Raw genomic sequence first — 18,387 nt, 5'->3', positions numbered from 1 at the left:
ATGAAACATAAGCACGTCAATTTACGTGCTTATGTTGGTCTAATTTGGCTTATTCCTCAGGATACGCAATACGCTTCAAGGCTTTAATATCTGCATCTGGGGCGCATAATGAAATAAATTCATAGCCGTAGCCACGCAGTAAATGACCTTTGTGCACCGCAATCCAAGTGGTATTAATGCCAAAAATATCGGTCTGAATTTGTTTGAGACGATAATCGCGTTCAGCATCGTATGCCACATTGTTGACCACACCAACGCCCATGCCTAATTCCACATAGGTTTTAATGACATCGGCATCCAGTGCTGACATTACAATATTGGCATCAATCCCTGCATCGGTAAAAGCCTTGTCAATTTTAGAGCGACCCGTAAAACCACCGTGATACGTAATAATTGGGTAGTCTGCTAGATCGGTCAGCTGAATGTCAGTTTTACTCGCTAAAGGATGATCTTGCGGGGTGATAATGCTGTGCTGCCAGTTATAGTAAGGCACACTGGCCAAGTTGTCTTCTGTGGTTAAAGACTCCGTTGCAATGCCAATATCGGCTTCACCCTGAAGTAGCATTTCTGAAATTTCGATAGGGCTGGCTTGTTGCAAAATCAAATGAACTTTAGGAAATTCCTTTTTAAATTGATTTACAATTGGTGGCAATACATAACGTGCTTGGGTGTGGGTTGTTGCAATGGTAAGCGTGCCTTCATCGACTTTGTTAAAGTCATCGGCAAGGCGTTTAATGTTGTCAGCATCGACCAACATGCGCTCTACAATGCTCAGCAAGGCTTGCCCGGGTTCGGTGAGCCCCAGTAAGCGTTTGCCTTTACGCACAAATAGTTGTACCCCTAATTCATCTTCAAGGTCTTTAATGTGCTTACTGACTCCAGATTGAGAGGTGTACAGTGCAGCTGAGGCTTCAGTTAAATTAAAGTTCTGTCTAACCGTTTCTCTAATAATTCTAAGTTGTTGGAAATTCATAGTGGTGAAACCTTAAAAGAGGATGGGGCATGTGACGCCCCATCTTAATGTCCTTATGCAACTTGATTTTCAAATAAATGTAAAGTGCTGACACTTAACCATACTGTTTGATTTGGGCGGAATTGGTGGAGCTTGGCTTCTTCTGCACTTAAGGCAATTTCAATTAAATTACCTTGACGATCTTGCAATTCTGCAACCACTTTACCTGCAATCCAAACTTCACGTAAAAAAGTAGCTTGAATGCAATTTTCTTGTGGTTGTGCATGAATATGCAGTTCATCTGGACGTGCAAATGCAATCACGTCACCCTGCGGTGCATTGGGTTGGTTCAGCAGTTGTACCCGATCTTCACCAATCTGAACAAAGCCATTGTGGTGTTGGCCTTCAAAACGGTTGGCTTGACCCAAGAAGTCAAATACAAACGGTGTAGCAGGCTTTTCATACACTTCACGTGGTGAACCAATCTGCTCGACATTGCCTTTGTTCATAACAATAATCTGGTCTGCAACTTCCAGTGCTTCTTCCTGATCATGGGTCACGAAAATAGACGTGATGTGTAGCTCATCATGCAGGGTTCTTAACCAGCGACGTAATTCTTTACGTACTTTGGCATCCAGTGCGCCAAAAGGTTCATCGAGTAGTAATACACGTGGTTCAACCGCTAGGGCACGTGCTAAAGCAATACGCTGACGTTGACCGCCAGATAGCTGAGCAGGGTAGCGGTCAGCTAAAAAGCCAAGTTGAACCAAATCTAATAAACGGGTAACACGTTTTTTAATTTCAGCTTCTGAAGGTCGGGTTGAACGAGGACGTACACGTAAACCAAAAGCCACGTTGTCAAATACAGTCATGTGGCGGAACAAGGCATAGTGCTGGAATACAAAACCAACCTGACGTTCACGGACATGCACATCGGTCGCATCTTGACCTTCTAAAATTACTTGGCCACGATCTGCAGATTCTAAACCTGCAATAATACGGAGCAGGGTGGTTTTACCACAGCCTGATGGCCCAAGCAGTGCCACCAATTGACCATCTGGAAAATCGAGAGAGATGTCTTTGAGTGCATGGAATGCACCAAAATTTTTTTCAATATTTTTAACTTGAATACTCATGTGGTCATTCCTTAAGAAACGGTTGAATCTTCATTACGTTGGTTTTGTTTTTCTTGGCGAATTTCTACCCAGGTTTTTAAAATTAGGGTTACAATAGCCAAGAGTGCCAAGAGTGATGACACTGCAAACGCAGCACTAAAGGTATATTCGTTATAGAGAATTTCGACGTGAAGTGGCAGGGTGTTAGTTTCACCACGAATATGCCCAGACACAACCGATACTGCACCAAACTCACCCATCGCACGTGCATTACACAGAATCACGCCGTAAATTAAACCCCATTTAATATTGGGTAGAGTGACTTTCCAAAAGGTTTGCCAGCCTGATGCACCCAACACAATTGCTGCCTCTTCTTCTTCTGTGCCTTGTGCTTCCATTAATGGAATTAATTCGCGGGCTACAAAAGGTACAGTAATAAAAATGGTTGCGATCACAATTGCAGGAACGGCATATAAAATTTTGATGTCATGTTCCATCAACCAGCCGCCCATCCAGCCTTGTGTACCAAAAATCAACACCAGCATTAAACCTGCAATGACTGGAGAAACTGAAAATGGCATATCAATTAGCGTGGTGAGGATAGATTTGCCGCGAAAGTTGAATTTGGCGACTGCCCATGCGGCTGCAACACCAAAAACCACGTTTAAAGGGACTGCAATGGCTGCGGTCAGTAAGGTTAATTTCACTGCCGATAGCGTGTCTGGATGTACCAGTGCTTGTGCATAAACCCCCACACCTTGTTTAAATGCTTCTACAAAGACCAGAATCAGCGGCAAGATTAAGCAGCTTAAAAAGAAGATTAAGGCAATCGCAATTAGGGTATAACGCACCCAAGTCGGTTCACGAGTGGCATCGCGTGACTGTAGTTTTTCAGCCAAAGCATTGCTGTTGGTATTTAAACTCATCGTGCAGTTCTCCCTGTGCGACGGCTTGCCCATGCTTGTAATAAATTAATAAGGAATAGCATCACAAAAGAAATCAGTAACATCACCACAGCAATGGTAGTTGCACCTGCGTAGTCGTATTCTTCCAAGCGAGAAATAATCATTAACGGTGCAATTTCAGTTTCAAAAGGCTGATTACCTGCAATGAAAATAACAGAGCCGTATTCGCCTACACCACGAGCAAATGCCAAAGCAAAGCCAGTGATTAAGGCAGGCAGTAAAATAGGAAAAATCACTTTACTGACAATTTGAAAACGGTTTGCTCCTAGTGCCGATGCAGCTTCTTCCAGTTCGGTTTCTAAATCACTTAATACAGGTTGTACGGTACGTACCACAAATGGAATACCAATAAAAATCAAGGCCAAGGTAATCCCGATTGGGGTATAAGCGACTTTAATGCCAATCGGTTCTAAATATTGACCAATCCAACCCGTGGGTGCATATAAAGAAGTCAGCGCAATACCTGCTACTGCGGTCGGTAGAGCAAATGGTAAATCGACCAACGCATCTATAATACGTTTGCCTGGGAAACTGTAGCGAACTAGGCACCATGCCAATAACAGGCCAAAGACCACGTTAATAAAGGCAGCGATGAGCGCAGCACTAAAACTTAATTGCAAAGATTTTAGAATACGTTCTGAACTTAAAATTTCCCATAAACCATCCCAACCAATACCAAGCGATTTAATAAATACTGCCGATAAGGGAATAAGAACAATTAAGGATAAATACGCTAGGGTAAAGCCTAGAGAAAGACCAAATCCTGGCAGCACTCGGGATCGCTGCGACATGATGACTCCTCAAAGAGAGAATTGTGTTTGAAAACAAACAGAGCAAAGAAAATGTAAATTCGGCACAAGCATAGTTTGCAAGGGTTAAATTGCAAATTTAAATAAATACTTGCTGTTATCAGTATTGCTGATATGCGACATCGTATTTTGTGAGATGAGATAATGATGAATCTCAGGGAAAGCACCAAAGCCAGAAGCGACATTAATATGTCCAACTTGACCTAAATTAATAGGCTTTAATTGCCATGTTTGCGCTAAGGCTTGCGCATCTTCAAAGCTTAGCCATGGGTCATTTTCGCTAATTAATAATTGAGTCGGTACAGACCATTTGAGCTGCTTAAAATAAGCTAAATAGTTGTTTTGGCTTTGCTGTGCAAAACCTGATTCACCAAAACGTGCAGGGTTAGCAGGCGCAACCAAAACTACATTTTTAATTTTTTCTTGTAGTTCAGGATATTGTGCCAAGGCTGCAATTGTGGTCAGACAGCCAAAGCTATGTGCCACGATTTGGATATCGTCCTGAATAGGCGCAACAGTTTTCACAAACTCAGCCACCCAATGACTTAAAATTGGTAAATTCCAGTCTTGTTGTTGCACACGTGAGCAAGACATGAGTTGTCGTTGTAACCAAGACTGCCAGTGAGCATGTTCGCTGCCACCCACGCCTGGAACAATTACGGTATGAATCATGTCGATGCTCCTGAAAAATATATGTACATTAATGACGTTGCTGTTCCACTTTTTGAGTGGAAGGTCTGGTTAGGTTTGCAATTCAAATCACTAGACCATTGTTTAAAAGTCATTTTTGAAACCTGCACGAAGAATAGCGAGAGTTTCTATGCAAAAAAAATAATTAAAAATGAATTTTATATGAATAAAAAAGATATATAAGAAAATAGGGTAAAAAAGCACCCCTATTTTTCAATGAGGGTGCTTGCCCAAGTCCTTCACATGCTTATTTTGCAGCGTTGGCTTTTACAATTTGATCGAAAATACCACCATTTTCAAAATGGACTTTCTGCACTTTTTCCCAGCCACCGAATTCTTGATCAATGCTGACCAATTTTAAAGGTTTGAATACGTGCTGATACTTGGTCAATGCGGTTGCGCTGCGTGGGCGGTAAAAATGCTTACCTGCTAAGTCCTGCCCTAAAGGAGAGTACAAGAAGTTTAAATAGCCTTGAGCAAGATGCTGATTGCCTTTTTTCTCGGCATTTTTATTGACAATAGCCACAGGTGGTTCTGCCAATACAGAAAGGCTTGGGGTAATAATTTCAAATTTACCCGGCTGTTCACGAATCGCTAAATGAGCTTCATTTTCCCAAGCCAGTAAGACATCTCCAATACCACGCTCTGCAAAAGTGGTGGTTGAACCGCGTGCCCCTGAATCAAGAACTTTGGTTTGTTTATAGATTTGACGTACAAACTCTTGGGCTTTGGTATCATTCCCAGCAGGTTGATGTTTAGCCCATGCCCAGGCTGCTAAGTAATTCCAGCGTGCGCCCCCTGAGGTTTTCGGATTTGGTGTGATGATTGCAACATTTGGTTTAACTAAATCGCCCCAGTCCTTAATATTTTTAGGGTTACCTTGGCGGACTAAAAATACGATGGTTGATGTGTATGGAGTTGAGTTATTCGGTAACTTTTTTTGCCAGTCAGCGGGTAATAGTTTGGCTTTTTCTGCAATAACATCTATATCCGCTGCTAAAGCTAGGGTCACAACATCGGCATTTAAGCCATCAATAACCGCACGTGCCTGTTTACCTGAGCCACCGTGTGATTGCTTGAAATTAATAGTTTGTCCAGTGCGTTTTTTCCAGTAGTTGTCAAAGTGTTGATTGACATCTTCGTATAATTCACGGGTAGGGTCGTAAGAAACATTGAGAAAGTCTTTTGCAGATACACTCAGTGCTGTGCTAGAAAGTATGGCTGCCAGTACCCCAATTTTAAATTTTGAAAAGCTCATGATTGACCTCATTGGTTTATGCTTTGTTGTGTGCTGAGTTGAATGAGGCAAGCATATAGTCAGTTCATTTTCTTAAAAAATAATTTAAAATGCGGTGAATATCAGCAAATGATAAATATAAATTTCTTCATTCTTTTTTATATTTTGTGATAAATCATGAGTAAGTCGTCTATGCAGTGTTATAAAAATGCTGAGCCTATTGAGCACATCCACCTATTAGACCGAGCATTTCATTATGGCGATGGCTGTTTTAGCACTGCACGGATTCGCAACAATCAAGTTGAGTTGTGGCATCGTCATTTAGCGCGTTTAGCACATGCCAAAGAACACATGCATTTAACTGCAAATCTTGAACTTATTAACAAAACACTTGCCGATTTAAAACAAAAACAGGGCAAGTTAAATGGCACATTAAAGCTTGTGCTGAGTCGTGGTGAGGGTCAACGTGGTTATAGCTTGCCCGAACATCCTGCCGATGTATGGGTATTCTTTTATCCTCAGGCGCAAGAAACTTTGGGGGCAGAACACTACTACGAAATCATTCAAAGCGGCGTCTTAGAACAGACCATTGGCCTGACAATGCCGCAGTTGGTTGGTGTAAAAAGTTTGAACCGTCTTGAACAGGTTTTATTAAAACAAGAGGCAGATCAAGCGGGGTGGCTTGAGGCTTTGGTGACCGATGTGCAGGGGCGTGTGGTTGAAGGTGTGAGTAGTAATTGTTTCATTCTTATAAACAATACATGGATTACCCCACAACTTGGTTATAATGGCGTGCACGGCGTGATGCGGGCTGAAATTTTGTCGCGGATGCAACAGCACAATATTACGTGTGAACAACGTGATGTAGATGCTGCAGAAATTGCGAACATTCAAAGTTTGTTTTTTTGCAATGCGCTTAGTCCAATGAAAATTGCCAACCATTTACAGTCACAGCTTTTGGATGTGCAACCGTGTATTCAATTATTTAAGCAACTTCAACTGAATCAGATACATTCTTATGTCTAAACCTAAACGCCCATCAAAATCTAAAAAGAAAACTAATACAGTACAGTCTATACGTGCCTTGAAAGGTGGCATCATTTTTATACTGGGGCTATTACTGGTGCTTGGCGTGATTTTATGGTCAAGTCTGTTTAGAGAGTATCCTGTTGAAGGTCAAAAACAATTATTGGCGATTAATGAGGGCGACACGTATTCACGCTTTATTGATCGTTTGGCTGAAGATGATCATGTGAACTTTCCAATAGTTTTAAAGTTGTACCAACGGGTGATGATCCATGACAGCATGAAGAAAGGTGTATATGAAGTGCGTCAGGGCATGAGTGTACGTCAGGTTATGGAAATGATCGCCAATGCTGAAAATGCGCAAATGAACCGCATTTTGGTTATTGAAGGCACGACCTTTAAGCAATTGATTGAGGCATTAAAGAAAGATGATTTGGTTAGTAAAGAAGTAGTGCATTTACCTTATGCAGAATTGCTGAAAGCTTTAAATATTCCTTATGCACATCCAGAAGGGTTGTTTGCACCAAATACGTATTTTTTTGCTAAAGGTGAAACTGATCGTAAAATTTTAACCGATTTATATCAGCGTCAAATGAAAGCATTGGATGATGCTTGGAATAATCGAGCAGCAGATTTACCTTATAAAAATAAATATGAAGCCTTGATTATGGCCTCAATTATTGAAAAAGAAACCAATGTTGATGCTGAATTACGGCAAGTGTCTGGGGTGTTTGTACGCCGTTTAAAACTGGGCATGCGTTTGCAAACCGACCCAACTGTTATTTATGGAATGGGCGATAAATATCAGGGCAATATTACCCGTCAGGATTTACGCACGCCAACGCCATACAATACCTATACCATGAGTGGCTTAACGCCAACACCAATTGCTTTACCAAGTCAAAAAGCCATTGAAGCAGCCATACATCCAGATCAGTCTGACAATATTTATTTTGTGGCGACAGGCAATGGTGGGCATAAATTCAGTACCAATTTGCAAGATCATAACCGCGCTGTACAAGAATATTTAAGCGTAATACGTGCCAAAAAGTCAGGGGAATAAGTATGTTTATTAGTTTTGAAGGCACCGAAGGTGTAGGTAAAACCACACTGATTCAACGTATTCACGATTATCTTACGGCACAAGGCCAGTCTGTGGTACTCACCCGTGAACCAGGTGGCACAGCTATGGCTGAGCAAATTCGTAATTTGTTACTTAGCGTTAAGCATGAAGAAAAAATGTGTTCCGACACAGAGCTGTTGTTGATGTATGCCGCACGTGCACAGCATTTAGATCAGGTGATTTTACCTGCACTTGCTGCAGGTAAAACTGTGTTATGCGACCGTTTTAGTGATGCAAGTTTTGCCTACCAATGTGCTGGCCGTGGTTTAAGCGTAGCGAAGTTGAACATGCTGAATAGCCATTTTGTGGCACGTATGCCTGACTTAACTTTCTGGTTGGATGCCCCAATTGAGCTGGGTATGACCCGTGCACGTGCTCGGGGTGAGTTAGACCGCTTTGAACAAGAGAAAGCTACTTTCTTTGAGAAAGTCAGAGGCGGTTATCAAACTTTATGGGAACAACAACCTGAACGAGTAAAACGCTTGGATGCGACTCAAAACCCAGATCAAGTCTTTGCACAGGCAATGCAATATTTACAGCCAAATACTTAACAAGCGAATCAGTCATTCTTGCGCATTTGATTGCATTAAAAAATCTTCTATAGTGATTGTGCTTTAGAAGATTTTTTATCATTTAGAAAAATAGTGAATCGAACAACATGAGCATGACCAAAGAAGAAATTATTGAATTTTTAAAAGTAGAGTTTCCGCAAAGTCTGGAAAAATGTAAAATTGTGTCCATCACGCCACGTGGGGCATTGGTGAATTATCACATCGATGAACGTGATTTACGCCCAGGTGGTACGGTATCAGGGCCGACTATGATGACTGTTGCAGACTATGCACTTTATATCGCCATTTTAGGGGAGTTGGGTTTGGTGGCTTTGGCGGTGACCAGTAATTTAAACATCAACTTTTTACGCAAGCCCGCAGCAGGGCGTAATTTACGTGGTGAATGTCGCTTAATGAAAGTAGGGAAAAACCTCGTGGTCGGTGAGGTTTGGGTATATTCCGAAGGTGTAGATGATGCCGTGGCGCATGTCACAGGGACGTATTCGATTCCACAGATTGGCTGAGAATAAAGTCAGCTTTATCTTAATTTTAGTTACTTATATTTACCATGTGGTTACATATGTACACATACCACATGAAAATCAGGGTTTGATTGGTTAAAAAATAATCACAAATATTTCATTTTATGTTTTTCATATAGAACAAATCTGCTTTTGTCTAAGCTAGCAACCCGTAAGTGATAAAACAAGGGAGCTAAATGCTTAAATTTAAGAACAATATTGTTCATGGAGCAATCTTTGATATGGATGGAACAATGTTTGATACTGAACGATTACGGTTTCAAACATTGAAGCAGGCATCTCAGGAGCTCATTGGCGTTGAATTTTCAGACGTATACCTCATGCAATGTTTGGGTTTGAGTGCAAAGAGCGCTGAACAACTGGCGCAAGCAGAATATAGTGCAGACATTCCTTACCGTGAGATCCGTCAGCGTGCTGATGAACTAGAACTAGAAAGTGTGCGCAATTTTGGTGTGCCCATTAAAAAAGGTTTGTTGCAGGTATTAGAGCGGTTACGAAAGTCTGGCTTGAGAATGGCGGTTGCTACGTCTAGTCGTCGTGCCATTGCCGAAGAATATTTGATTAATGCCAATGTCTATAAGTTTTTTGATGTATTAGTTTGTGGCGATGAGGTGCAACAGGGCAAGCCACATCCTGAAATTTTTATAACAGCCGCACAAAAAATTAATCTAGAACCCAGCGAATGTTTCATGCTGGAAGATTCTGAAAATGGAATCAAATCTGCACATGCAGCGGGTGGCATAACCATACTATTTCGGGATATCAAAAAACCTAATGCTAATATGTTGTCACTCACGCAGCATTATTACGCAAGTATGCAAGCTTATTTAGATGACTTAAATCAAGTTATTCCTGTATTGGAAATGCCGAGTTTACAAGAGGCCTTCCCGCAAACTTTAAATCAGTTGAGTGTGGGGATTCATGGTTTTGGTGCAATAGGTGGGGGCTATTTGGCCCAAATTTTATCGCACTGGGATGGCTATACCCGTCCTAAACGTATTTATGCTTCTACACGGAATACCTTATATCGTTCTGCAGTAAACGCCTTTGGAACGTATTCAATTCGTTATGGACAATGTTCTTATGATGAACGAATTGAAAATATGCACATCATTGATGCGGAGAACTTGCAGCAGATGCAGCAAATGTATGTGGAGTCGAGCCTAATTGCATTATGTTTGCCTGAACATGCTTTACAGCAAGAGGCTAAAGTAATTGCGCAGGGCTTATATGCCCGTTTTATAGCGCAAGTTGAACTCCATCAGCCTTTAACTATTTTGGTAATTTTAAATAAAGTTGGGGCAAAACAGCTCTTGATGACGCATATTCATCAGGCGTTAGAGACGTTGTTGGATCCCGATACGGCAGCCAAAATTATGGCGCAGCATTATTTTTGCGATACTGTCGTAAATAGAATGGTCTCTAAATTAAGCGATCAAAACTTATATCGCCAATTACGCATCAAGTATAATATTTTTAAGCAATTTCAGTTGGATGACGAAGCAGAGCCAATTGAAATTGAAGACAATACTCGATTGCAGCCTGAGCAAGAGCGTCAAGCCACCTTATATGTAGAAGATTTAAGACGCAATTTTCAGCCCAGTCACATTTTGCAAAGTATGGATTTAATTTTATTTCATGCTGAAAGTGACATGCCTATTTATGTGGAAAATGCCAGTCCATTATTGCAACACATGCGTCAAATGATTTTGGTAGATGATATTGCCGAAATCCAACTCATTAAAAATCGTTTATGGAATGGTGTACATGCCATGATGGCTTGGTTATCCAGTTTAATAGGGCATAACAGTATTGGTGTCGCAATGGCAGACCCATTGGTTGCAGATTTTACCCGCGCTGTTTCGGCACAAGTAGCGTTGGGATTAGCTGCACAGTTGCCGCATCGTCAGCAAAACTTAAAGCATCTGGCACAGAGCTTTCTGGACTCATGTGAACATGCCTATAAAGACCCGTGTCAGCGTGTGGCACGTGACCCTTTGCGTAAACTCTCAGCCAATGAACGGGTGATGGGTGCTTTGATTTATCATCTGCAGCATGATTTAGCTGCAAATTATGTGAAGAAAGGAGTGGTGTTGGGCTATCTGTATGCAATTAAAATGCAGCAGTTGGGGACTCAAGCAGCATTACAGCATTTGTCAAAACAATTGCAAAATGCGCCTATATACGAACAGACACGGCAGCAATTGCAGTACACAATTAGCCACCAATTACAGCAACTATTGGCTGGTCAAGTTCGCTTAGAAGCATTTATTCAAGATGATACTCAAGTTGCAGCCGTAATATAAAACTCAACTTGATGAATTCTTAGGAGGAGGTTTAGTAAGTTAACGTCATCATATTCAAAATGATAAAATACCGAATCGTGTTATGGAATACGATTCGGTGCTTTCTTGCATTAGAATTCGAATGCACTTTATTCACAGATACTTTTATGCAAATGCTGTTGCGTAACAAGCAATCAGATCACTCATTCACCAATGGAGTTTCCACTTGGAAATTAGGTGGAATGAGCACAGTTTTACGCAATTCAGGCGCAAGCTCAGGATAATCCAGCGTGAAGTGTAAACCACGTGATTCTTTGCGTTGCATGGCACAGCGTACAATCATTTCAGAAACCAGAACCAAATTACGCAGCTCAATCAGGTTTTTACTAACTTGGTAGTCCTGATAATACTCGGTGATTTCACGTTTTAACATTTCAATACGGTGCAAGGCACGCTCTAAACGCTTAGTGGTACGTACAATGCCGACATAGTTCCACATGGTTGCACGTAGCTCATCCCAGTTTTGTAAAATCACCACATCTTCGTCAGGGTTGGTCACTTGCGAATCATCCCAAGCAGGGACTTCAGGCGAGCTATAATCTGCGGTGTAATGGGCTTCAATATGTTTGGCGGCTGCCATACCATAGACAAAACATTCTAAAAGAGAGTTACTTGCCATACGGTTAGCGCCATGCAAACCTGTATAAGACGTTTCACCAATCGCGTATAAACCAGAAATATCGGTTTGGCTATGTTCATTGACCATCACCCCGCCACAAGTGTAGTGGGCAGCAGGTACAACCGGAATCATATCTGTAGTGATATCAATGCCTAATTCCAGCAAACGTGCATACAGTGTAGGGAAGTGTTCCTTGACAAATTCTGCAGGCTTGTGGGTAATATCTAGCCATACATGACGAATACCCAAACGCTTGATTTCATAGTCAATTGCACGTGCCACAATATCACGCGGAGCGAGTTCTGCTCGTTCATCAAAACGCAGCATAAAGCGTTCGCCATCAGGTAAACGTAAATATGCACCTTCACCACGCATGGCTTCAGTAATTAAAAAAGAACGCGCCTGAGGATGATACAAACAGGTTGGATGGAACTGGTTAAATTCCATATTGGCTACACGGCAACCTGCACGGTATGCCATGGCCATACCATCGCCCGTCGCAATGTCTGGGTTTGATGTGTAAAGGTAGGCTTTCATTGCGCCGCCGCAGGCAAGTGCAGTAAATGGAGCAAGGAAGGTATGTACTTTTTGAGTACTTTCATCTAGTGCATATAAGCCCAATGAGCGATTAGCTTCGTTTAAACCAAGCTTTTGTGAGGTAATCAGGTCAATGGCAATATAGTTTTCAAATATCGTGATGTTTTGCTGTTCTTGAGCACGTTGCACCAAAGTCGTGGAAATTGCACGACCTGTTGCATCGGCAGCGTGAATAATACGGCGCTGAGAATGGCCACCTTCACGGGTTAAATGCAATTGCTCTTGTTCGTCTAAGGTAAACTGCACACCATGTTTGAGCAGAAAATCTACCGAAGGTTTACCGCCTTCCACCGTTTGTTTTACGGCGTCAATTTCACATAAATGTGCACCTGCAATCATGGTGTCATCTATATGTTGTTCAATTGAGTCGGTTTCATCAAGGACTGCAGCAACACCACCTTGCGCATAGAAGGTGCTGGCTTCAGTTAGGGTAGATTTTGCCAAAACGGCGATTTTGAAATGCTGGGGTAATGAGAGCGCTAAACTCAAACCTGCACCACCACTTCCCACAATAATCACATCAAATTGATGTGTTGTGTTTAAATTAGACATGTCCATCAGCTAATTTGAAAAAAGTTGGATAATGACACCCCTTTTTGCAGAAAAACGCAAGTGCGAAGTGGGCATGAATAATGAAAAAAAAAGAATAAACGAGAAACTTTTATGGAATATTCCAACTTTTATGACAATTTTGTCCAATCTATTTCAGATGTTGAGCTTTAAGTCAGATTCAGCATGGTTAAATATTCAATCTCATCAAACTGATTTAATTGCAATAAACTAAAAGCTGAAACTGAAAAGATTCAACATTTTATTACGCAAAACCGAGTAATTTTGTGATAAATAAGATGGGTTCAAAGTCATAATTATTATTGAGTGAATGCTATTTATGAAAAATCGCAATTTAAAAAAAGGTTTATATGCGGCTGTTTTTACTATGGCAACTGTGCAGACTCAAGCAGCACCACCAGTAGACTTTTCTAATTTGGTTGAGCAGGTGAGTCCTGCTGTTGTGAGTGTCAATGTTGTCAAAAAAATGAGTCAGGAAGAACTCTTACAACAACAAGTTCCAGAAATTTTACGCCGTTTTTTTGGCAATCAAGTCATTATTCCACAACAACAATTGCCACAAGAAAAAACAGGTTATGGCAGTGCATTTTTTATTAGTAAAGATGGATACCTTTTAACGAACCACCACGTGGTGGAAGATGCTTCAAAAGTTACAATTGTACTGAATGACCGCCGTGAATTAGATGCAACTGTGGTGGGTAGTGATGAACGTACTGATGTTGCTTTATTAAAAGTGCAAGGTGCTAGTTTCCCAGAGTTGCGTACAGGCAATGTCGATCAATTGCGTGTAGGTGAGCCTGTGCTTGCAATTGGTTCTCCATTTGGATTTGACTATTCTGCATCGGCAGGGATTGTTAGTGCAAAAATGCGGAATATGATGGGTGAAACCTCAGTACCCTTTATTCAGACCGATGTAGCTTTAAACCCAGGTAACTCAGGTGGGCCACTGTTCAACCAGCGTGGTGAGGTTGTGGGCGTGAACTCCCGTATTTTTAGTGGTACGGGTGGTTATATGGGGTTGTCATTCTCTATTCCTATTGATGTAGCAATGGACGTGGCCGATCAGTTAAAACGAAATGGTAAAGTGACCCGCTCTTATTTAGGGGTGAGTTTGCAGGATATTGACCGTAATTTGGCTGAATCCTATAAACTGAGCAAACCAGAAGGTTCATTGATTACTCAAGTTGCGCCAAATTCTCCTGCTGCACGTGCGGGCTTACGTGCGGGTGATGTTATTCTTAAATATAACGGTACGCCAATTTCCCGAACTTCAGAATTGTTGAACTATTTAAACCGTTCAGTGCCAAATCAGAGTATTCAGCTTGAAGTATTACGTGATGACAAACGCCGTAATATTACCGCTACAGTCAGTACAGCACCTGATGATACGCCTGCAAAAAACAACCCTGAAACTGCTGCTAAAGGCCCTGTCTTAGGTGTGTCTATTCGTGATTTAACTGTTGCAGAACAACGCCAGTTAGATATTAAAGGTGGTGTGCTCATTCAGGAAGTGCGTCGTGGTGGTTCAGCAGCTCAGGCGCGTATTATGCCAGGCGATGTGGTGGTACAACTGAATAATACTCCAATTCAAAATGCCAACCAGTTTGTTGAAACGGTATCTACCCTGAAAAAAGGTTCAGTTGCTCGGGTCGTGATTATTCGTCAAGGGCAACGTGCCATTATTGGGATGCGTATTCAATAAGTTAAAGCATCTGTCAGTGTTAATTTGATCTCAATATAAATGATCATTCGCATAATAGTCGCTCTTCAAACAGAGCGACTTTTTTTATGCTAATTGAATATTTTTGATAGACTAAGCAGACACGGCAGTTTCTAGTAAAAAGGATGCAATGAGCAGCATATTTGATTTAAAAATCACGGTTCAACCTGAACATATAGATATTTTGGGTCATGTGAATAACGTGGTTTATGTGCAATGGATGCAAGATGTGGCATCGGCGCATATAGAGCAGCTAGGTTTAGGTGTACAAGAATATTTGAAGCTGAAACATGCCATGGTCGCTGTAGAACACCATGTGCAATACCGTAAAGCAGCTCTCGAAGGAGAGGAGCTGATTTTACGAACGTGGCTCAGTGATTTGAATGCGCTGTATTCATTTCGTCAGTATGCATTTTATCGCCCGCAAGATAAAAGCCTGTTATTTATGGGTAGCACACAATGGGCATGTGTGGAAATTGCCACAGGCCGTCCAAAGCGTATGTCACCTACCTTTACGCAAGCTTATCAGCCACTGGCTGCAGATGTTAATCCTTTAGATTTTAGTGCTTATGATTAGTCGAGAGATAAGTTAAGTACCGAGTGTGCTCTAGTTGGGTATTACGATTCGTTATATCTTGAGGTTTTTAAGATTCATAAAGTATTTAAATCTACACATAAAATGTCTAAGTCTGCTGTATAAAAAGAAAAAACTAAAGGGCAGCAAAAGGAACTCATTATTATGGATACATTGAAAAATCCATCTGCTATAATCCTTCGCAATTTCTATTCGGCTTTTGCTCTGCATGAATTTTAAGGTGCAGGGCGTGTTATTTTTTAAGGTAACCCATGGCGCAAGCTAAAAAATCTGTTGATATTAAAAACATCCGTAACTTTTCGATCATTGCGCACATCGATCATGGTAAATCGACTCTGGCAGATCGTTTCATTCAAACCTGTGGCGGTCTACAAGATCGTGAGATGCAAGCGCAGGTGTTGGATTCTATGGAGCTTGAGCGTGAGCGTGGGATTACCATTAAAGCCACATCGGTGACTTTATACTATAACCATCCAAATGGTCAGGAATACCAGTTAAACTTCATTGATACCCCAGGACACGTCGACTTTTCTTATGAAGTGTCACGTTCTTTAGCCGCTTGTGAAGGTGCGCTATTGGTGGTGGATGCTGCTCAAGGTGTAGAAGCACAGTCGGTTGCAAACTGCTATACCGCCATTGAGCAAGGCTTAGAAGTTTTACCTGTACTCAATAAAATTGATTTACCGCAGGCAGAGCCTGAGCGTGTGATTCATGAAATTGAAGAAATTATTGGTATTGAAGCACAAGAAGCACCAACTTGTTCTGCAAAAACAGGTTTAGGCATCGACAATGTTCTAGAAACTTTGGTGAATGTGATTCCAGCACCACAAGGTGACCGCGAAGCACCGCTACAAGCTTTAATTATTGACTCATGGTTTGATAACTACTTGGGCGTTGTGTCTTTGGTGCGTATCAAACAGGGTCGTGTGCGTAAAGGCGACAAGATGTTGATGAAATCGACAGGTCAAACGCACATCATCACATCTGTGGGTATTTTTAATCCAAAACATACTGAAACCGGTATTTTAGAAGCAGGCGAAGTGGGCTTCGTAATTGCAGGAATTAAAGACATTTTTGGTGCGCCAGTGGGTGATACCATCACGCTTGCAACCACACCAGAAGTTGAAACATTACCAGGCTTTAAAAAGGTGAAACCGCAGGTCTATGCAGGTTTATTCCCGATTGATGCCAGCGATTTTGAACCTTTTCGTGAAGCATTGCACAAACTACAAATTAACGACTCAGCGTTGTTCTTTGAACCAGAAAGTTCAGATGCCTTAGGTTTTGGTTTCCGTTGTGGCTTCTTGGGTATGCTACACATGGAAATCGTACAAGAGCGTTTAGAACGTGAGTACGACTTAGACCTCATTTCATCTGCACCGACTGTAATTTATGAAGCGGTGATGAAAAATGGCGAAACAGTTTATATCGACAGCCCATCAAAAATGCCTGATGGTTCAACAGTTGAAGATTTACGTGAACCCATTGCCGAATGTCATATTTTAGTGCCACAAGAATACTTAGGTAACGTCATGACCTTGTGTATTGAGCGTCGTGGTGTGCAAAAAGATATGAAATTCTTGGGTAACCAAGTGTCTGTTACTTTTGAAATTCCAATGGCAGAAGTGGTGATGGACTTCTTTGATAAATTGAAGTCATGTTCACGTGGTTTTGCATCTTTAGATTATAACTTTGTCCGTTTTGAAAGTTCGTCACTGGTTAAGGTGGATGTACTGATTAATGGTGAAAAGGTAGATGCTTTGGCGATGATTTGTCACCGTCAAGATGCACGTCACCGTGGCATTGCCTTGGTTGAAAAAATGAAAGACTTGATTCCACGTCAAATGTTTGATGTGGCTATTCAGGCTGCGATTGGCGCACAGATCATTGCACGTTCAACTGTAAAAGCAATGCGTAAAAACGTACTTGCGAAATGTTATGGCGGTGACGTTTCACGTAAGAAGAAATTACTTGCCAAACAGAAAGAAGGTAAGAAACGTATGAAGCAAGTGGGAAGTGTTGAAATTCCACAAGAAGCATTCTTGGCAGTATTAAAAGTCGATCGCTAAAATTATAAGGATAACAAGCCCATGGATTTTGATTTTAATTTGATTCTCGTTCCTGCTACGCTGTTTTTTATTGCAGTGTGGTTGTTGGATAAATTTGTATTTAAGCAAAGAGCCAACAAAGGCCGAGGCAATGAAAATTTCATTATTACATGGGCCTATGACTTTTGGCCTGTTTTGGCGGTAGTGATGGTACTACGTTCATTCTTATATGAGCCATTTAATATTCCGTCTGACTCGATGGTGCCAACCTTGGAAACAGGCGATTTTATTTTGGTGAATAAGTTTGAATATGGTGTGCGCTTGCCAATTATCAACAGTAAAATTATTGATGTGGGTTCACCAGAACGTGGCGAGGTAGCAGTTTTCCGTTATCCACCACAACCAAGTATCAGCTACATTAAGCGTATTGTCGGTCTACCGGGCGATCATATTGTCTATGATCATGGTCAGCTGAGTATCAATGGTGAAAAAGTGAGTAAAACACCAATTCAGTTTAGCCGCGACAAAGACAGTTTAGATACACCAGCTTCAATTTACCATCAGGAAACTTTGGGTAAGCACACTTTTACTATGCGTGAGCTAGAAGGGGTGAATGTGGCACGTCAGGCACCATTCCTGAACTATGTAGACAATGGTAAATATTCAGCAGAAAATGGTTTATATTGGGAAGTCAAAGTTCCAGAAGGTCATTACTTCGCGATGGGGGATAACCGCGATCAAAGTGCTGACAGTCGTTTTTGGGGCTTTGTACCAGAGGAAAACCTAACAGGTCGTGCATTCTATGTGTGGATGCATAAAGAGCCTGGGTTTAATATGCCGTCATTTAGTCGTAACGGCAAAATTGATTAATACAGCAGATTAG

Annotated in this window: 17 protein-coding genes; 10 read left to right on the top strand and 7 right to left on the bottom strand. The window is 41.4% G+C overall.

The genetic code is table 11. The features are described 5' to 3' along the window. Positions 1–49 precede the first annotated feature (49 nt). From ACNS8M_RS09375 to ACNS8M_RS09355, 5 genes are all read right to left on the bottom strand, one after another. Positions 50–973, bottom strand: coding sequence for a CysB family HTH-type transcriptional regulator (locus tag ACNS8M_RS09375; protein WP_168525785.1), 924 nt, complete (start codon positions 971–973; stop codon positions 50–52). Positions 974–1,026: 53 nt separating this feature from the next. Continuing rightward, positions 1,027–2,088 (bottom strand): sulfate/molybdate ABC transporter ATP-binding protein, encoded by a 1,062-nt coding sequence (locus ACNS8M_RS09370; RefSeq protein ID WP_168525787.1) that lies wholly within the window; start codon positions 2,086–2,088, stop codon positions 1,027–1,029. An 11-nt stretch (positions 2,089–2,099) separates the two neighbouring features. Further along, positions 2,100–2,993: a sulfate ABC transporter permease subunit CysW gene (gene cysW, locus ACNS8M_RS09365; protein ID WP_168460110.1), complete on the bottom strand. Its 894-nt coding sequence runs from the start codon at positions 2,991–2,993 to the stop codon at positions 2,100–2,102. After that, the gene (gene cysT / locus ACNS8M_RS09360; protein ID WP_168460108.1) at positions 2,990–3,823 is read right to left on the bottom strand and encodes a sulfate ABC transporter permease subunit CysT; all 834 of its coding nucleotides are present in this window, start codon (positions 3,821–3,823) and stop codon (positions 2,990–2,992) included. The genes cysW and cysT overlap by 4 nt, the downstream gene beginning before the upstream one ends. An 84-nt stretch (positions 3,824–3,907) precedes the next feature. Next, positions 3,908–4,513, bottom strand: coding sequence for an alpha/beta hydrolase (locus tag ACNS8M_RS09355; RefSeq protein ID WP_168460106.1), 606 nt, complete (start codon positions 4,511–4,513; stop codon positions 3,908–3,910). Here ACNS8M_RS09355 and ACNS8M_RS09350 point away from each other — a divergent pair. After that, the gene (locus ACNS8M_RS09350; protein WP_286428231.1) at positions 4,505–4,714 is read left to right on the top strand and encodes a hypothetical protein; all 210 of its coding nucleotides are present in this window, start codon (positions 4,505–4,507) and stop codon (positions 4,712–4,714) included. The two genes, ACNS8M_RS09355 and ACNS8M_RS09350, sit on opposite strands and share 9 nt — an antisense overlap. A gap of 64 nt (positions 4,715–4,778) precedes the next feature. Here ACNS8M_RS09350 and ACNS8M_RS09345 read toward each other — a convergent pair whose 3' ends face one another. Beyond that, positions 4,779–5,789: a sulfate ABC transporter substrate-binding protein gene (locus tag ACNS8M_RS09345; RefSeq protein ID WP_419224778.1), complete on the bottom strand. Its 1,011-nt coding sequence runs from the start codon at positions 5,787–5,789 to the stop codon at positions 4,779–4,781. Positions 5,790–5,960: 171 nt separating this feature from the next. On the opposite strand from ACNS8M_RS09345, the gene pabC reads away from it, so the two are divergent. The 5 genes from pabC to mtlD all read left to right on the top strand — a co-directional run bounded on the left by pabC (position 5,961) and on the right by mtlD (position 11,316). Continuing rightward, entirely contained in the window at positions 5,961–6,794 is an 834-nt protein-coding gene (gene pabC, locus ACNS8M_RS09340; RefSeq protein ID WP_419225337.1) for an aminodeoxychorismate lyase, read from the top strand. Further along, entirely contained in the window at positions 6,787–7,857 is a 1,071-nt protein-coding gene (mltG, locus tag ACNS8M_RS09335; protein WP_419224777.1) for an endolytic transglycosylase MltG, read from the top strand. Before pabC ends, mltG begins: the two co-directional genes overlap by 8 nt. A 2-nt stretch (positions 7,858–7,859) precedes the next feature. Next, entirely contained in the window at positions 7,860–8,468 is a 609-nt protein-coding gene (gene tmk, locus ACNS8M_RS09330) for a dTMP kinase (protein WP_419224776.1), read from the top strand. A 107-nt stretch (positions 8,469–8,575) separates the two neighbouring features. Further along, positions 8,576–8,992 carry a PaaI family thioesterase gene (locus ACNS8M_RS09325; protein ID WP_286428234.1) on the top strand — a complete coding sequence of 139 codons (417 nt, stop codon included), beginning with the start codon at positions 8,576–8,578 and terminating at the stop codon, positions 8,990–8,992. A gap of 194 nt (positions 8,993–9,186) precedes the next feature. Then, on the top strand, positions 9,187–11,316 hold the full coding sequence (mtlD, locus tag ACNS8M_RS09320; RefSeq protein ID WP_286428235.1) for a bifunctional mannitol-1-phosphate dehydrogenase/phosphatase: 2,130 nt from the start codon (positions 9,187–9,189) through the stop codon (positions 11,314–11,316). 178 nt (positions 11,317–11,494) lie between these two features. On the opposite strand, the gene nadB is transcribed toward mtlD, so the two are convergent. Next, on the bottom strand, positions 11,495–13,129 hold the full coding sequence (gene nadB / locus ACNS8M_RS09315; RefSeq protein WP_419224774.1) for an L-aspartate oxidase: 1,635 nt from the start codon (positions 13,127–13,129) through the stop codon (positions 11,495–11,497). Between the two features lie 331 nt (positions 13,130–13,460). Here nadB and ACNS8M_RS09310 point away from each other — a divergent pair, with 331 nt between their 5' ends. From ACNS8M_RS09310 to lepB, 4 genes are all read left to right on the top strand, one after another. Beyond that, positions 13,461–14,843, top strand: a complete 1,383-nt coding sequence (locus ACNS8M_RS09310; protein ID WP_168417808.1) for a Do family serine endopeptidase — start codon at positions 13,461–13,463, stop codon at positions 14,841–14,843. Between the two features lie 148 nt (positions 14,844–14,991). Beyond that, positions 14,992–15,438, top strand: a complete 447-nt coding sequence (locus ACNS8M_RS09305; protein ID WP_019837691.1) for an acyl-CoA thioesterase — start codon at positions 14,992–14,994, stop codon at positions 15,436–15,438. A 269-nt stretch (positions 15,439–15,707) separates the two neighbouring features. After that, entirely contained in the window at positions 15,708–17,525 is a 1,818-nt protein-coding gene (gene lepA / locus ACNS8M_RS09300; RefSeq protein ID WP_194557563.1) for a translation elongation factor 4, read from the top strand. Between the two features lie 21 nt (positions 17,526–17,546). Continuing rightward, positions 17,547–18,374: a signal peptidase I gene (gene lepB / locus ACNS8M_RS09295; RefSeq protein ID WP_419224773.1), complete on the top strand. Its 828-nt coding sequence runs from the start codon at positions 17,547–17,549 to the stop codon at positions 18,372–18,374. The last annotated feature ends 13 nt before the right edge of the window (positions 18,375–18,387 follow it).

Source organism: Acinetobacter sp. A2 (assembly GCF_048537555.1).
GTDB lineage: Bacteria > Pseudomonadota > Gammaproteobacteria > Pseudomonadales > Moraxellaceae > Acinetobacter.
Note: the sequence above shows the minus strand (reverse complement) of the source record. Positions and strands in the feature narration are given on the sequence as shown.

Coding starts and splice junctions, on each gene's coding strand:
- tmk (WP_419224776.1), top strand. CDS start 7,860: ATGTTTATTAGTTTTGAAGGCACCGAAGGTGTAGGTAAAACCACACTG.
- mtlD (WP_286428235.1), top strand. CDS start 9,187: ATGCTTAAATTTAAGAACAATATTGTTCATGGAGCAATCTTTGATATG.
- cysW (WP_168460110.1), bottom strand. CDS start 2,993: ATGAGTTTAAATACCAACAGCAATGCTTTGGCTGAAAAACTACAGTCA.
- mltG (WP_419224777.1), top strand. CDS start 6,787: ATGTCTAAACCTAAACGCCCATCAAAATCTAAAAAGAAAACTAATACA.
- ACNS8M_RS09325 (WP_286428234.1), top strand. CDS start 8,576: ATGAGCATGACCAAAGAAGAAATTATTGAATTTTTAAAAGTAGAGTTT.
- ACNS8M_RS09345 (WP_419224778.1), bottom strand. CDS start 5,789: ATGAGCTTTTCAAAATTTAAAATTGGGGTACTGGCAGCCATACTTTCT.
- nadB (WP_419224774.1), bottom strand. CDS start 13,129: ATGGACATGTCTAATTTAAACACAACACATCAATTTGATGTGATTATT.
- lepA (WP_194557563.1), top strand. CDS start 15,708: ATGGCGCAAGCTAAAAAATCTGTTGATATTAAAAACATCCGTAACTTT.
- cysT (WP_168460108.1), bottom strand. CDS start 3,823: ATGTCGCAGCGATCCCGAGTGCTGCCAGGATTTGGTCTTTCTCTAGGC.
- ACNS8M_RS09305 (WP_019837691.1), top strand. CDS start 14,992: ATGAGCAGCATATTTGATTTAAAAATCACGGTTCAACCTGAACATATA.
- lepB (WP_419224773.1), top strand. CDS start 17,547: ATGGATTTTGATTTTAATTTGATTCTCGTTCCTGCTACGCTGTTTTTT.
- pabC (WP_419225337.1), top strand. CDS start 5,961: ATGCAGTGTTATAAAAATGCTGAGCCTATTGAGCACATCCACCTATTA.
- ACNS8M_RS09350 (WP_286428231.1), top strand. CDS start 4,505: ATGAATCATGTCGATGCTCCTGAAAAATATATGTACATTAATGACGTT.
- ACNS8M_RS09355 (WP_168460106.1), bottom strand. CDS start 4,513: ATGATTCATACCGTAATTGTTCCAGGCGTGGGTGGCAGCGAACATGCT.
- ACNS8M_RS09310 (WP_168417808.1), top strand. CDS start 13,461: ATGAAAAATCGCAATTTAAAAAAAGGTTTATATGCGGCTGTTTTTACT.
- ACNS8M_RS09375 (WP_168525785.1), bottom strand. CDS start 973: ATGAATTTCCAACAACTTAGAATTATTAGAGAAACGGTTAGACAGAAC.
- ACNS8M_RS09370 (WP_168525787.1), bottom strand. CDS start 2,088: ATGAGTATTCAAGTTAAAAATATTGAAAAAAATTTTGGTGCATTCCAT.